This is a genomic window from Cupriavidus sp. 207A1 (assembly GCF_057798955.1).
On the sequence record NZ_JBYOJO010000002.1, the window covers coordinates 90,633 to 103,886 of the forward strand.

Below are 13,254 nucleotides of genomic sequence, written 5' to 3' on the forward strand. Positions count from 1 at the left end.
GCGGAGCACACCAAGACCATGGAACAACTCGCCCCCCTCATCGCCACCGCCATCAACGCCGGCACGCCACTGCTGCTGGCCGCGCTGGGCCTGCTGATCAACGAACGCTCGGGCGTGCTCAACCTGGGCGCCGAAGGCATGATGCTGGTGGCCGCGGTGGCCGGCTTCATGGTCGGCTACCAGACCCAGTCGCCCATGCTCGGCTTTGCCGCCGGCGCGCTGGCCGGCATGCTGATGGCCACCCTGTTCTCGTGGCTGGCGCTGGTGCTGGCCACCAACCAGGTCGCCACCGGGCTGGCGCTGTCGATCTTCGGCACCGGCCTGTCGGCCTTCATGGGCCAGCGCTTCGTCGGCTACGCCATGCCGGCGCAGGCCAAGGCCGTGCCGGGCCTTGCCGACCTGCCCTTTGTCGGGCCGGCCTTCTTCCAGCATCACTGGATGGTGTATTTCAGCCTGCTGCTGTGCTTCGCCATCATGTGGTTCCTGTTCCGCACGCGCGCCGGGCTGACGCTGCGCGCGATCGGCGAATCGCCGGAGTCGGCGCATGCGCTGGGCTACCCGGTGCGCACCATCCGCTTCGGCGCGCTGCTGTTCGGCGGCGCCTGCTGCGGGCTGGCGGGCGCCTACCTGTCGCTGGTCTATACCCCGATGTGGGTCGAGAACCTGGTGGCGGGCCGCGGCTGGATCGCGCTGGCGCTGACCACCTTTGCCACCTGGCGCCCGGGCCGCGTGCTGGTGGGCGCGTGGCTGTTCGGCGCCGTGACCATCCTGCAGTTCTACCTGCAGGGGATCGGCGTAGCAGCGCCACCGCAGTTCCTGTCGATGCTGCCGTACGCCGCCACCATCGTGGTGCTGGCGCTGATTTCGCGCAATCCCGCGTGGATACGCCTGAACATGCCGGCGTCGCTGGGCAAGCCGTTCCGCCCCGGCAACGCCTGATCGTTTTTTTGACGGAAATCCCCGAGCTACAACCATTCTCACAAGGAGAAATCATGATCGTCACGCGCAGGAAGACCCTGGCGGCGCTGGCCGCCACCGCCGTGCTGGCCCTGGCCGGCTGTGGCAAGAAAGAAGCCGACAAGCCCGCCGAGCCCGCCGGCGCCGCTTCCGCGCCCGCTGCCGGGCAGGCAGCCGAGCCGCTCAAGGTTGCGTTCGTCTATATCGGCCCGGTCGGCGATGCCGGCTGGACCTTCGCGCATGACAACGGCCGCAAGGCCGTGGAAGAAAAGTTCGGCAGCAAGGTCAAGACTACCTTCGTCGAAAACGTGCCGGAATCCGCCGCCGACGCCGAGCGCGTGTTCCGCGACCTGGCCAGCCAGGGCAACAAGCTGATCTTCGGCACCACCTTCGGCTACATGGAGTCGATGCTCAAGGTGGCGAAGGAATTCCCGGACGTGAAGTTCGAGCACGCCACCGGCTTCAAGACCGCCGACAACCTGGCCCAGTACGACGTGCGCACCTATGAAGGCGCCTACCTCGCGGGCGTGGTCGCCGGCAAGATGAGCAAGACCGGCAAGATGGGCGTGGTGGCCTCGGTGCCCATCCCCGAAGTGATCCGCAATATCGACTCGTTCACGCTGGGCGCGCGCAGCGTCAACCCGAACGCCACGGTCAAGGTGGTGTGGGTCAACAAGTGGTTCGATCCGGGCAAGGAACGCGAAGCCGCGACCACGCTGATCGGCCAGGGCGTCGACATGCTGATGCAGAACACCGACTCCGCCGCCGTGGTGCAGACCGCGCAGGAGAAGGGCGTCCATGCCTTCGGCTGGGACAGCGACATGACCAAGTTCGGCGACAAGGCCCACCTGGCCGCGTCGGTGATCTCGTGGGGCGTCTACTACAACAAGGTGGTCGAGGACGTACTCAACAACCAGTGGAAGAACAGCACCACGTGGTGGGGCCTGAAGGAAGGCATGATCGACCTGAAGAGCTACAACGCCGACGTGCCGGCCGACGTCAAGGCGCTCGTCGACGAGCGCAAGAAGGGCATCATCGACGGCACCGCGCCGATCTGGAAGGGCCCGATCAAGGACAACACCGGCAAGGAACAGCTGGCCAAGGACCAGGTCGCGGACGACAAATTCCTGCACGGCGTGAAGTTCTATGTCGAGGGGGTGGAAGGGAAGATCCCGGGTTGAGCACCTTCCCGCACCTCCGGAACTTGAAGCCTGCGAGACCGGCCCAACCTCTCTGCGTATGCGCCAGAGTCTGGCGCCCGCCATGTGAAGGAGGCCTCTCATGTTGAAGCGTTTTTCGGCCCTGTGGACGCTGGTTCGCCGCGACGGGCGCCTGTTCTGGTATGCGCTGCGCCACCCGGATGCCCCGGCATGGCTGAAGCCGGCTGCGCTCGGCCTGTTGCTGTACGCGATTTCGCCGATCGACCTGGTACCTGACGTGGTCGCGGGCCTCGGCATCATCGACGACGTGGTGCTGATCCCGCTCGCAGTCCACCTGATCCTCAAGCGCCTGCCGCCGCATATCCTGCGCCAGGCGCAGGCGCGCGCGACTGCGACCACGGTGCGGCCGCACTGACGCCCCCAACAAAAAATCCCCGGGACACCGAGTGCCCCGGGGATTTTTCTTGCCCGCGCAGAACCGCTTTCAGTGCGGCAGCAGGATGGTCGAGCCGGTGGTCTTGCGCGATTCCAGGTCGCGGTGCGCCTGCGCCACTTCAGACAGCGCGTAGCGCTGGCGGATGTCGACCTTCACCTTGCCGGTGGTGACGGCATCGAACAGGTCCGCCACCATCGGCTCTAGCAGTTCGCGGTGCACCACGTAGGTCATCAGCGTCGGCCGCGTCAGCCGCAGCGAGCCCTTGTTGCCCAGCACCGACAGGTCGAACGGCGGCACCGGACCCGAGGCGTTGCCGAAGCTGACCATGGTGCCGCGCGGCGCCAGGCAGTCGAGCGAGCCGCGGAAGGTATCGGCGCCGATCGAGTCATAGACCGCCGGCACGCCCTTGCCGTTGGTGATCTCACGGACCCGCTCGACGAACGACTCGCGCGTATAGACGATGGTGTGGGCGCAGCCGTTGGCGCGCGCCAGCTCGGCCTTTTCGTCGCTGCCGACGGTGCCGATCACGGTCACGCCCAGCGCCTTCAGCCACTGGCACGCGATCAGGCCCACGCCGCCCGCGGCCGCGTGCAGCAGCACGGTGTCGCCCGGCTGCACCTTGTAGCTGTCGCGGATCAGGTACTGTGCCGTCAGGCCTTGCAGCATCATCGCCGCGGCGGTATCGAACGGGATCGCATCGGGCAGCCGCACCACGATGTCGGCCGGCATCACCCGCACCTGCGCATAGGCACCGGTAGGACGGCCGGCATAGGCCACGCGGTCGCCCACGGCCACGTGGCGCACGCCCTCGCCCACCGCCTCGACCACGCCGGCGCCTTCCATGCCCAGCCCGCCCGGCAGCGGCTGCTTGTACAGCCCGGTGCGGAAATAGACATCGATGTAGTTCAGGCCCACCGCCTCGTGGCGCACGCGCACTTCGCCGGGGCCGGGGTCGCCCACCTGTACATCGACCCACTGCATGACTTCGGGACCGCCGGTCTGCTCGATCCGGATGGCTTTGCTCATCTGCGTCGCTCCTTGTTTTGGTGAGGCATCGATCGGGAATGCGGAGTACTTCAGCCGGCCTGCGCCGCGCCGTTCTCGCGCGCAAGCCCCGCCAGCAGCAGCTCGGCGCTGGCCACGTTGGTCGCGCACGGCACGTTGTGCACGTCGCAGGCGCGCACCAGCGCGTTGATATCGGGTTCGTGCGGCTGCGGCGTCATCGGGTCGCGCAGGAACACCACCGCGCTGACGCGGCCTTCGGCCAGCTGCGCGCCGATCTGCAGGTCGCCGCCCCACGGGCCCGACAGCATGCGCGTGACGTCCAGCCCGACTTCGTCGATCAGGCGCCCGCCGGTGGTGCCGGTGGCAAGCAGTTCGCACTGCGACAGGAAGTCGCGATAGCGTGCGGCGAAGGCGACGATGTCGTCCTTCTTGTGGTCATGGGCGATCAGCGCGATACGGGGCCGGGTCATCAGGGCTTCCTTTGCGGGGTACGGGTAAGGTCAGGACACTGCCGATCAGAACGTGCCAGGGAAGGCGCCGCCGTCGAGCAGGATGTTCTGGCCGGTGATGTAGCCGGCGTGGCGGCTGCACAGGAAGGCGCAGGTGGCGCCGAACTCGGCCGGGTCGCCGAAGCGGCGCGACGGGTTGGCCGCGGCGCGGCGCTGCGCCACTTCCTCGACGCTCAGGCCGGCCTTCTTCGCGCCGCCTTCCATGGTCTTGAACAGCCGGTCGGTATTGAACGGACCGGGCAGCAGGTTGTTGATGGTGACGCCGTGCTGCGCCACTTCGCGCGCGACGCCGGCAACGAAGCCGGTCAGGCCGGAGCGCGCGCCGTTGGACAGGCCCAGCACATCGATCGGCGCCTTGACCGCGCCGCTGGTGATATTGATGATGCGGCCCCACTTGCGCGCGATCATGCCGTCGACGGTGGCCTTGATCAGCTCGATCGGGGTCAGCATGTTGGCGTCCAGCGCGGCCAGCCAGTCGCTGCGTTCCCAGTCGCGGAAATTGCCCGGCGGCGGGCCGCCGGCGTTGTTGACCAGGATGTCGAGGTCGCCGAGCTTGGCGGCGGCATCCAGCGCCGCCTTGCGGCCCTCGGGCGTGGTGATGTCGGTCGCCACCGCGATCACGCGGCGGCCATGGCGCGCGCGCAGGTCGGCCGCGGCCTTTTCCAGCGCCTCTGCGCCGCGCGCCACGATCACCACGTCGACGCCCTCGGCGGCCAGCGCATCGGCGCAGGCAAAGCCCAGGCCCTTGCTGGCGCCGCATACCAGCGCATGCTTGCCGCGCAGTCCCAGATCCATGTGATTCTCCCTAGTTTGTTGTCTGCGACGAACCCGCGCCGGGCGGGTCCGCCAGAATCAGTTCTTCCTTGCCGACAGCAAGTACATGCCGCCCATCACCAGCGCGCTGCCGGCCAGCTGCACGCCGCTGACGGGCTCGCCGAGCAGCCAGAAGGCCAGCAACAGCGTCGACACCGGCCCGATCATGCCGGCCTGCGATGCCATCGGCGCGCCGATGCGAGAAACCGCCACCATGGTCAGCGACACCGGCAGCACGGTGCAGAACACCGCGTTGACGAGCGACAGCCACATCACCGGCGCCGGCTGCGCCAGCTCCGCCACGGGCCGGCCCAGCACCAGGTACTGGATCACGCAGCAGGCGGTCGACACGCACATGGCATAAGCCACCAGCCGCAGGGAGCCGATGCGCCGCACCAGCTCGCCGCTCAGGATCAGGTAGATACCATAGGTGATGGCGCTGCCCAGCACCAGCGCGCCGCCCAGCCACACCTGGCTGCCGCTGACATCGAGGTCATGCGCGAACACCAGCACGATGCCGGCATAGGCCAGCAGCAACGACATCCACTGGCGCGTGCCGATGGGCCGGCGGAACACCAGCGCGGTGACCAGCAGCACGAACGATGGCGTCAGGAACAGGATCAGCCGCTCCAGCCCGGCAGTGATGTACTGCAGGCCGATGAAGTCAAGGAAGCTGGACAGGTAGTAGCCGATAAAGCCGAGGAACACCACCCGGCCCCGGTCGGCCCACGACAGCGGCGCCAGCCGGCGCGACTGCCACCAGCCGATGGCCATGAACAGCGGCACCGCGAACAGCATGCGCAGCGTGATCACCATCACCGCATCGACGTTGTAGCGATACATCAGCTTGGCGACGATGGCCTTGGCCGAGAACAGCACCGCGCCCACGGCGGCGATGACAAGACCCGAGCGCTGCGGCGAGGGCAGCGCGACCGGCACGGCGAGAGACTTCTGGGAGGCGGGCACGAGGGATACGGGGGAAAGCGGGCCGGCACGGCGGCCCCGCAAAACGACCCGACGATTGTATTCGAAAAGCCGCGAGGGCATCGGACGCCGCCCCGGCCGGCGGCTGCCCTGTTCCGGGGCCTTCCTCGGTATACTCTGGGTCACCTTCAGCCACCGCGCCTGCTTCGTGCCCCAGCCCGCCGACACGCCTTCCGGCAAGCCTGCCGCCGACTATGACTTCACCGAGCAGGTGGGCCATCTGCTGCGGCGCGCCTACCAGCGCCATGTGGCGATCTTCCAGCAGACCATCCCCGATTCGCAGCTGACCGCGGCGCAGTTCGTGGTGCTGTGCGCGGTGCGCGACCGGCAGCCGTGTTCGATGAACGAGGTGGTGCGCGCGACCGCGATCGACCAGGCCACGGTGCGCGGCATCATCGACCGGCTCAAGTCGCGCAAGCTGATAGCGGTCTCGCATGATCCCAACGACCGGCGCAAGGTGGTGGTGACGGTCACGCCCGCCGGGCTGGCCCTGATCGACGAGACCGTGCCGTTCGCGAAGGAGATTTCGGAGCAGACCTTCGGCAGCTTGAATCCGGCCGAGCGCGTGGCCGTGACTTACCTGCTGCGCAAGATGAGCGAGATCGACGAGGGGAATGGCGGCTAGCGCGGCGCTGCAGGCTCACTGACGCGCGCGGGTTTCTCCCCTCCCCCGCAAGCGGGAGAGGGAGTACACAATCAGCCTTTGGTTGCGGCCATCGCCGCCAGCACCGTCTCCGGCACGAACGGCGGCCGGCGCAGGCGCACCCCCAGCGCATCGAACAGCGCGTTGGCGATCGCCGGCGCGCCCGGCAGCGAGGCGGATTCGCCCGCGCCCAGCGGCGGCTCTGACTGGCGCGGCATCAGCAACACCTCGATCGGCGGGATTTCCGGGAAGGTCAGCAGCGGATAGCTGCCCCATTCGCGGCTGGCGACGCCGTCGGCATCGAAGCGGACCTGCTCCTTCAGCACGCGGCTGAGGGTCTGCACCACATTGCCGTGGATCTGGTGGCGCACGCCGTCGGGATTGACGACCATGCCGGTGTCCTGCCCCACCACCACCTTGTCGATGGCGATGCGGCCGGTGCCCGCGTCCACGGACAGGTCCACCACCCACGCGGCCCAGGCCGCGCCGAAGCCGGGAAAACGGCTGTGGATATAGCGCGCATAGGCCACGCCCCGGCCGCGCAGCCGTCCGTCGGCATCCGGCACGCCGCGCGCTCCGGCTGCGCCGCACTGCCAGCCGGCCGCATCGGCGACGGCCCGCAGCAAATCCGCGGCGCGTTCATCCGGCAGGTGGCGCAAGCGGAATTCCACCGGATCGGCGCCAGCCTCCATCGCCAGCTCGTCGATCACGCACTCGTGCGCGAACGCATTGGGCAGCGCCGACACGCCGCGCAGCCACGACGCGCGCACGATTGCCGGCGTGTCGTCGCAGCCGATGCGGCGCGCGGCATACGCGTAGGGCGGCACCGCGGTGCGGTCGCCCATCTCCAGCGTGCGCGGGGCATTGGACACGGCGCCGGTCAGCACCAGCGCCAGCGTGGGCGCGTCGTTGGACGGATAGCGGCTGGTGAAGTCATAGCCGAGCAGCGCGCCATCGGCACCAAGCGTGGCGCTGACGTCCATCAGTTGCGCCGCGCCCTTGGGCTCCCACAGGTGCTCCTGCTCGCGCGACAGCTGCACGCGCACCGGCCGCCCCACTGCGCGCGACAGCAGCGCCGCGTCGGCGCAGACGTCGTCGGCGCAATTGCGCCCGTAGCAGCCGGCGGCCTCCATGCGCACGATCTCGATGCGGTCCTCGCCCAGGCCGCACAGCCGGGACAGGTCGATGCGCAGCATGTGCGGGTTCTGCGTGCCGGACCATACCGTCAGCCCCTCTTCATGCCAGTCGGCCACGGCGCAGGACGGGCCGATGGAGCCGTGCATCTGGTACGGCCACACGTACCGCCGCTGCAGTACCGTGCCGGCGCCGCCGGCGGGCAGCTCGCCCTCTGTCAGCAGCTCGCGCCGCGTGGCGGGGTTGTCGCGCAGCGCCGGCTCCGGATCGTCCAGCGCGGGCAACGGCGGCACCGGCTTCCAGCGCACGCGCAGCCGGCGCGCGGCCTGCACCGCATATTCCTCGCGCTCGGCCACCACGCCGACGAAGTCGCCCTGCACCACCACCTCGACCAGGCCGGGCACGTCGCGCACCGAATCGCGGTCGATGGCCAGCAGGCTGTTGCCGACGAAGGCGCCGCTGTCGCGCCCGGCATACGGCGGGCGCACCACGCGGCCGTGCAGCATGCCGGGCACGCGCACGTCGTGGACGAAGGTCAGCGCCCCGCGCGCCTTGTCGGGGATATCGACGCGCGGCGCCGCGCGGCCGACGATGCGGTAGGACTCGACCGGCTTGACCGGCATGTCGTCGGCCAGCGGCAACTCCACGTGCTCGCCGGCGACCAGCGCGGCGTAACCGAGGCTGGCCTGCGTGCCGCGCACCCGGAATACGCCGTTCTCCGCTTCCAGCGCGGAGGCGTCGACGCCGAGCTGCAGCGCCGCGCGCGCCTGCAGCCACGCGCGCGCCTGTGCCGCCGCGCGGCGCAGCGGCAGTGCCGAGATCTGGATCGAGGCGCTGGCGATGGTCGGGCCCTGGTTGGGCGTGGCCTCGGTATGGCCCAGCACCATGCGCACTTGCGCGAGCGGCACGTCGAGTTCTTCGGCGACGATCTGCGCCAGCGCGGTGCGGATGCCGGTGCCCAGGTCGACGTGGCCGTTGAATGCGAGCACCTCGCCGCTGTCGCGCACGGCGATAAACAGGTCCGGCAGCGCCGGCACATAGTCCGACGCCGCGCCGGGCTGGCCAGGCGCCGGGCGCGCGGCCGGCTGCGGGGCGCGCGTCACCAGCAGCACGCCGGTGGCCTGCAGCAGCGTCAGCCGCAGTGCGCGCGGCGTGGCGGCGTCGGCCTGCGCCGGGGGTTGCAGCTGGGTTGCCGTCATCGTTCTACTCTCTTCATCATCGGCCGCCGCGCGGGGCCGCCGCGCATGTCAACGTTATACTGCCAGCCAACAGGCACACGGCAAGAACACCCACCATGACCACCAAGACTGCGGCCGCGCCCGCCACCCGTCGGGCGGCAGCCGGCACCCGGGCCCGGCAAGCGCAGGACAGCCGCGAGCGCATCCTCAAAGCCGCCATCAAGGTGTTCGCCCAGCGCGGCTACGACGGCGGCCGCATCGAACGCATCTCGTCGCTGGCCAAGACCTACGACCGGATGATCTACTACTACTTCGGCAGCAAGGAGAAGCTGTTCGTCGAAGTACTGGAGACCATCTACCTGCAGCTCAACCAGGCCGAGCAGCAGCTGGAGCATGAGCTCGACGCCGCCGACCCCGTGCGCGCGCTGTCGCAACTGGTCGACTTCGTCTGGCAGTACTACCTGGACCATCCCGAGTTCGTCGCCATCCTGACCAGCGAGAACATGAGCCAGGGCAAGCACGCGAAGAAGTCGGTGCGGCTGCGCGAGATCTCCAGCTATGCGCTGTCGGTGCTCGACGGCATCCTCGCGCGCGGCAAGGCCGCCGGGCTGTTCCGCGCGGACGCCGGCGCGCGCGACGTGTATATGGTGATCGCTTCGCTTGGCTACTTCTATAACTCCAACCATCATACGCTCAGCGCCTTCCTGGGCGAGCCCATGATGAGCCCGCCCGCGCTGGCGCACTGGCGCGATGTGATCCAGCAGACCGTGCTGCGCACGGTGGCCGTGCCCGGCGCCGTGCCGGAGGCGCATGTGCCACCCGCCGCCGCGCCGCGCAAGGCGGCACGCGCCAGGCGCGCGACGGCGGGCTGAGACCGGCACGGGCGCCATCGGCCAGGCTCAGGCGGCGGCGCGCACGCCCGCCACCTGCGCCAGCGCCAGCGCCTCGTCGCGCGTCAGCACCGTGGCGTACTTCTGCGCCATGTCGAACAGGTTGGCATCATGCGGCCCGAGCGCGCGGTCGCCCACGCAATCCGACACCACCAGCGGGCGAAACCCCAGCGACATCGCATCGACCACGCTGGCGCGCACGCAGCCGCTGGTGACGCAGCCCGCCACCAGCAGCGTCTGCACGCCGCGCTGCGTCAGCCATGCCGCCAGCGAGGTGCCGAAGAACGCCGACGGCACCGTCTTGCGCACCACCAGCTCGCCCGCCGCGGGGGCCAGCTCGGGCACGATCTGGCTGTTGTGGCCATCTTCCTTCAGTGTCAGCATGCCCGGCACCTTCAGCGTGAAGATGTTGTGGTCGCTGTCGTCGTCGGCGAACACGATGCGGCTGTGCGCCACCGGCCAGCCGTGCTCGCGCGCGGCGCGCAGCAGCGGCTGGGTGTTGCGGATGGCTTCGGGGATATTGCCGCCGCCGAACACCGCCGGATCGGCAAAGCCGTTGACGAAGTCGATGATCAGCAGGCCGTACGGCGCCTTGAGCTCCATCGAAGCGCCAAAGCCCTGGCGCTGGTAGGTCTGCACTGCGTCATCCATGGCGCGAATCCTTGTAGAGCGATGCCGCGGGAGCGTGGTGCCCGTCCATCACCTTGCCGCGCACCACCACCGGCTCGCCGTCGAGGCTGACGGTGCAGTGGCGCACGGGAATATCGATATGGCAGGCGGTGGTGCGGCTGCCGCCGGCTTCATTGTTGGGGCCGAACGAGCACAGGAAGTTGCCCTCGTAGGCGCGCGCGTCCATGCCGATGGTGGCCTCGCGGTCATACATCGCCAGCGCCGACCAGCTCGCGCGCGGCTGCAGGCCCCAGCCGATATGCGACATGGCATACGCTTCCGGATCGTTGAACGAGGCCATGTAGTCGGCCAGCAGCTCGGCATCGACGCCGCCCTCGATGCGACGCACGTAGCCGGCCTCGACCGTGATGCGGATCGGCGCCTGCAGGTAAGACTTCATCGGCAGCAGGATGTCGCCGCGGTCCAGCACGATGGTGCCGTCGGTGCCGCCCTCGTCGGGCCAGGTCAGCACGAAGCCGCTCGGCCAGTGGTCCCAGCGCCCGGGCTCGTCGACAAAGCCATACTCGCTGATCGCGGGGAATTCGCCCAGGCGGCAGCGCAGGTCCATGCCGGCGTCGGACACGATATGCATCTCGCGCGCGCGGCCCAGCCGCTGCGTGGCGGCCTTGACGCGGGCGCGGTCGGCCTCGGTCGGCACCAGCCGCGCCAGCACTTCCGGCGGCTCCACCGCCAGCAGGATCTTGGTGCCGCCGGACAGGATCTCGTGCTGTTCTGCCGAGAACAGCAGCGTCATCAGGTCCAGCACCAGGTCGCTCGCCTTCAGCGCGGCGATCGCCGCCGGATTGCCGGTCAGCGGCGTGGTGCCCAGGTAGGCCAGCGCATCGCGGCTGAGCGCCTTCTCGCCGTTGACGGGCGGGAGGTCGAGCCGGTTGACGATGGCGCCCATCGACTGCGCCGCCACCATTGCCGTGCGCAGCGTCTGCGGATGCGTGGCGGCGCCGGTGAGCACGGTGACGGTCTGTCCCGGCTGCAGCTTCGACAGCGTCAGCACCTGCTTCCACGCTGCCGTCAGGTCGTAATCGCTTACGGGCATGTTCGCTCCTTATCCATCAATTCAGCGCTCAATTCAACGGCGCGCCGAGGAAATCGCCGAAGGCGCGGTAAAAGCCGGCCTCGTCGTCCCACGGGATCATGTGGCCGGCGTTGGCAACGTGCGCGACCAGCAAGGCCGGCAGCAGCGTGCGCATTTCCTGCACGTCTTCCGCGCGGATCACGTCGCCGCGGCCGGCGGTCATCAGCAGCGCCGGCACGGCTAGCCGCGGCAGGTCGGCGTGGATGTCGTCCTCGTGGAAGCCGTTGAAGCTGGCCAGGATCGCGCGCTCGTCGCAGGTATGCAGCCATTGCGCGCGCAGGCGCAGCTGGTCTTCGGTCCAGGTCGGGCAGAAGCGGCGCATGCCTTCGGCATCGATGCCCTGCTGCGCCAGCCGGATCGAGTCGATGTACCAGGGCAGTTGCGACGGATAAGCGCGGCGCCCCGGGCCGGACACCGGCGGATCGACCAGCACCAGCCGCGTCAGGCCCGCGGGCTTGGCGCGCGCGGCGCGGATGCCGATGCGCGCGCCCATCGAATGGCCGACCACGGCATAGCGCTGCAGTCCCAGCGCCGCGGCAAAGGCGACCACGTCGGCGGCCTGCGCATCGAGGCTGTAGTCCAGCTCGGCACCGGCCTGCGACAGGCCGCGGCCGCGCACGTCGAGCACATAGGTATCGAACTGCTGCCCGAAGCGCTCGCCGACAAAGCCCCAGGTCACCGCGGGGCTGGTGATGCCCGGCACGATGATGACGGCATCGCGCTGCGCGCGCGCGCCCGCCTGCCCGCCATAGCGCAGGTAATGCTGGCGGATGCCGTTGGCGTGGACGTTGGCGCCGTAGAGAAAGGTGCTTTCTGCCATGGCCTGCCCCTTCAGTACGCGCCCGACAGCAGCGCGCCGGCGCCCGGCACCACCGGCTCCAGCCCCAGGCGCTTGAGCAGCGCATAGGTGGTGGCAACGGCGGCGGTGACGACCGGCTTGCCGGTCATGGCCTCGACCTTCGCAATCGCCGGCAGCGACGGCATCTGTACGCACGCCGACAGTACGATCACGTCGGCATCGGCGGTGTTCATCTGCGCGACGATCTCCGGCAGCCTGGCCGGGTCATGGCGGCCGACCTCCAGGTTGTCGGGGATCTCCAGCGCGCGGTAGTCGACCACCTCGTAGCCTTCGTTGCGGATGTAGTCGACCACCAGCTCGGTCAGCGGCTTCATGTACGGCGCCACCACCGCGATGCGCTTCGCGCCCATCACCTTGAGCGCATCGACCAGCGCGCCGGCGCTGGTGATCACCGGCGCGTCGCCGCCGTTCTCGGCGGTATGCGCCTGCAGGCGCTGCTCGGAGACGCGGTGGTAGCCGTGGCCCATCGCCATGATCGCCACCAGGCAAGCGTAGCCGAGCACGTCGACGCGGGCGTCGCTCAGTTCCACCGCGCAGCGGTCGGATTCCGCATCCATGGCGGCCAGTTCTTCCTTGACCACTTTCTTCATCCGCATCCGGCTCGAGTGGAAGGTGAAGCGCTCCGGGCGCACCAGCTGGCGCGCGGCCAGCATCGCCGGGATCTCGGTTTCCATGGTGGTGTTGGAGCTCGGCACGATCTGGCCGATTCGGAAAACTTTCTGCACTGTCGACTCCGTCATCTGTTTGTCTGCCCTTGGTTGCGCTTTGGTCGCGCTGTCGGTCTGGCTGCCTGCAGCGGCCCATGGGCCTGCATGCTGCGTTCGATTGTAGTGTACACACTTTATATAGGCAAACAGATTCTGCAGCGGCCGCGATTCACTCGTTCAGTGCACACTGAATCCATGAATCCCTGTTTTTGCTCAT

The 13,254-nt window shown here is 69.0% G+C and carries 14 protein-coding genes; 5 read left to right on the top strand and 9 right to left on the bottom strand.

The annotated features are described in order from the left end of the window. Positions 1 to 18 precede the first annotated feature (18 nt). The 3 genes from AC3FMM_RS03195 (at position 19) to AC3FMM_RS03205 (ending at position 2,532) form a co-directional block, all read left to right on the top strand. Positions 19 to 939 carry an ABC transporter permease gene (locus AC3FMM_RS03195; protein WP_115708668.1) on the top strand — a complete coding sequence of 307 codons (921 nt, stop codon included), beginning with the start codon at positions 19 to 21 and terminating at the stop codon, positions 937 to 939. Between the two features lie 53 nt (positions 940 to 992). Further along, positions 993 to 2,138, top strand: coding sequence for a BMP family ABC transporter substrate-binding protein (locus AC3FMM_RS03200; protein ID WP_115679756.1), 1,146 nt, complete (start codon positions 993 to 995; stop codon positions 2,136 to 2,138). A gap of 100 nt (positions 2,139 to 2,238) precedes the next feature. Then, complete coding sequence (locus tag AC3FMM_RS03205) at positions 2,239 to 2,532, top strand: YkvA family protein (protein WP_012352181.1); 294 nt, start codon at positions 2,239 to 2,241, stop codon at positions 2,530 to 2,532. A 69-nt stretch (positions 2,533 to 2,601) separates the two neighbouring features. Here the strand turns inward: AC3FMM_RS03205 and AC3FMM_RS03210 are convergent, their stop codons facing one another. Genes AC3FMM_RS03210 through AC3FMM_RS03225 form a run of 4 tightly spaced genes read right to left on the bottom strand, consistent with a single transcriptional unit; the run spans position 2,602 to position 5,807 of the window. After that, the gene (locus AC3FMM_RS03210; RefSeq protein WP_414249654.1) at positions 2,602 to 3,579 is read right to left on the bottom strand and encodes a quinone oxidoreductase family protein; all 978 of its coding nucleotides are present in this window, start codon (positions 3,577 to 3,579) and stop codon (positions 2,602 to 2,604) included. Positions 3,580 to 3,629: 50 nt separating this feature from the next. Further along, on the bottom strand, positions 3,630 to 4,031 hold the full coding sequence (locus tag AC3FMM_RS03215) for a methylglyoxal synthase (protein WP_488686217.1): 402 nt from the start codon (positions 4,029 to 4,031) through the stop codon (positions 3,630 to 3,632). A gap of 42 nt (positions 4,032 to 4,073) precedes the next feature. After that, positions 4,074 to 4,862 (bottom strand): SDR family oxidoreductase, encoded by a 789-nt coding sequence (locus AC3FMM_RS03220; protein WP_115679754.1) that lies wholly within the window; start codon positions 4,860 to 4,862, stop codon positions 4,074 to 4,076. A 57-nt stretch (positions 4,863 to 4,919) separates the two neighbouring features. After that, positions 4,920 to 5,807 carry a DMT family transporter gene (locus AC3FMM_RS03225; protein ID WP_115681414.1) on the bottom strand — a complete coding sequence of 296 codons (888 nt, stop codon included), beginning with the start codon at positions 5,805 to 5,807 and terminating at the stop codon, positions 4,920 to 4,922. A gap of 205 nt (positions 5,808 to 6,012) precedes the next feature. On the opposite strand from AC3FMM_RS03225, the gene AC3FMM_RS03230 reads away from it, so the two are divergent. After that, the gene (locus AC3FMM_RS03230; RefSeq protein ID WP_018007004.1) at positions 6,013 to 6,489 is read left to right on the top strand and encodes a MarR family winged helix-turn-helix transcriptional regulator; all 477 of its coding nucleotides are present in this window, start codon (positions 6,013 to 6,015) and stop codon (positions 6,487 to 6,489) included. Between the two features lie 71 nt (positions 6,490 to 6,560). Here the strand turns inward: AC3FMM_RS03230 and AC3FMM_RS03235 are convergent, their stop codons facing one another. Further along, positions 6,561 to 8,840 carry a xanthine dehydrogenase family protein molybdopterin-binding subunit gene (locus AC3FMM_RS03235; protein WP_326347377.1) on the bottom strand — a complete coding sequence of 760 codons (2,280 nt, stop codon included), beginning with the start codon at positions 8,838 to 8,840 and terminating at the stop codon, positions 6,561 to 6,563. A gap of 95 nt (positions 8,841 to 8,935) precedes the next feature. Here AC3FMM_RS03235 and AC3FMM_RS03240 point away from each other — a divergent pair, with 95 nt between their 5' ends. After that, a complete protein-coding gene (locus AC3FMM_RS03240; protein ID WP_326347376.1) occupies positions 8,936 to 9,691 on the top strand; it encodes a TetR/AcrR family transcriptional regulator in 756 nt (251 codons plus the stop codon). A 27-nt stretch (positions 9,692 to 9,718) separates the two neighbouring features. Here AC3FMM_RS03240 and AC3FMM_RS03245 read toward each other — a convergent pair whose 3' ends face one another. Genes AC3FMM_RS03245 through AC3FMM_RS03260 form a run of 4 tightly spaced genes read right to left on the bottom strand, consistent with a single transcriptional unit; the run spans position 9,719 to position 13,055 of the window. Next, positions 9,719 to 10,360 (bottom strand): N-carbamoylsarcosine amidohydrolase, encoded by a 642-nt coding sequence (locus AC3FMM_RS03245; RefSeq protein ID WP_326347375.1) that lies wholly within the window; start codon positions 10,358 to 10,360, stop codon positions 9,719 to 9,721. Next, complete coding sequence (locus AC3FMM_RS03250; protein WP_488686109.1) at positions 10,353 to 11,432, bottom strand: 2,5-dihydroxypyridine 5,6-dioxygenase NicX family protein; 1,080 nt, start codon at positions 11,430 to 11,432, stop codon at positions 10,353 to 10,355. Before AC3FMM_RS03250 ends, AC3FMM_RS03245 begins: the two co-directional genes overlap by 8 nt. A gap of 28 nt (positions 11,433 to 11,460) precedes the next feature. Beyond that, positions 11,461 to 12,291 (bottom strand): alpha/beta fold hydrolase, encoded by an 831-nt coding sequence (locus tag AC3FMM_RS03255; protein ID WP_116312293.1) that lies wholly within the window; start codon positions 12,289 to 12,291, stop codon positions 11,461 to 11,463. An 11-nt stretch (positions 12,292 to 12,302) separates the two neighbouring features. Then, the gene (locus AC3FMM_RS03260) at positions 12,303 to 13,055 is read right to left on the bottom strand and encodes a maleate cis-trans isomerase family protein (protein WP_115708656.1); all 753 of its coding nucleotides are present in this window, start codon (positions 13,053 to 13,055) and stop codon (positions 12,303 to 12,305) included. Between the last annotated feature and the right edge of the window lie 199 nt (positions 13,056 to 13,254).

What these genes read in the sequence shown, in the direction of transcription:
- AC3FMM_RS03195 (WP_115708668.1), top strand. Translation starts at nt 19, where the DNA reads ATGGAACAACTCGCCCCCCTCATCGCCACCGCCATCAACGCCGGCACG.
- AC3FMM_RS03200 (WP_115679756.1), top strand. Translation starts at nt 993, where the DNA reads ATGATCGTCACGCGCAGGAAGACCCTGGCGGCGCTGGCCGCCACCGCC.
- AC3FMM_RS03205 (WP_012352181.1), top strand. Translation starts at nt 2,239, where the DNA reads ATGTTGAAGCGTTTTTCGGCCCTGTGGACGCTGGTTCGCCGCGACGGG.
- AC3FMM_RS03210 (WP_414249654.1), bottom strand. Translation starts at nt 3,579, where the DNA reads ATGAGCAAAGCCATCCGGATCGAGCAGACCGGCGGTCCCGAAGTCATG.
- AC3FMM_RS03220 (WP_115679754.1), bottom strand. Translation starts at nt 4,862, where the DNA reads ATGGATCTGGGACTGCGCGGCAAGCATGCGCTGGTATGCGGCGCCAGC.
- AC3FMM_RS03235 (WP_326347377.1), bottom strand. Translation starts at nt 8,840, where the DNA reads ATGACGGCAACCCAGCTGCAACCCCCGGCGCAGGCCGACGCCGCCACG.
- AC3FMM_RS03240 (WP_326347376.1), top strand. Translation starts at nt 8,936, where the DNA reads ATGACCACCAAGACTGCGGCCGCGCCCGCCACCCGTCGGGCGGCAGCC.
- AC3FMM_RS03245 (WP_326347375.1), bottom strand. Translation starts at nt 10,360, where the DNA reads ATGGATGACGCAGTGCAGACCTACCAGCGCCAGGGCTTTGGCGCTTCG.
- AC3FMM_RS03250 (WP_488686109.1), bottom strand. Translation starts at nt 11,432, where the DNA reads ATGCCCGTAAGCGATTACGACCTGACGGCAGCGTGGAAGCAGGTGCTG.
- AC3FMM_RS03255 (WP_116312293.1), bottom strand. Translation starts at nt 12,291, where the DNA reads ATGGCAGAAAGCACCTTTCTCTACGGCGCCAACGTCCACGCCAACGGC.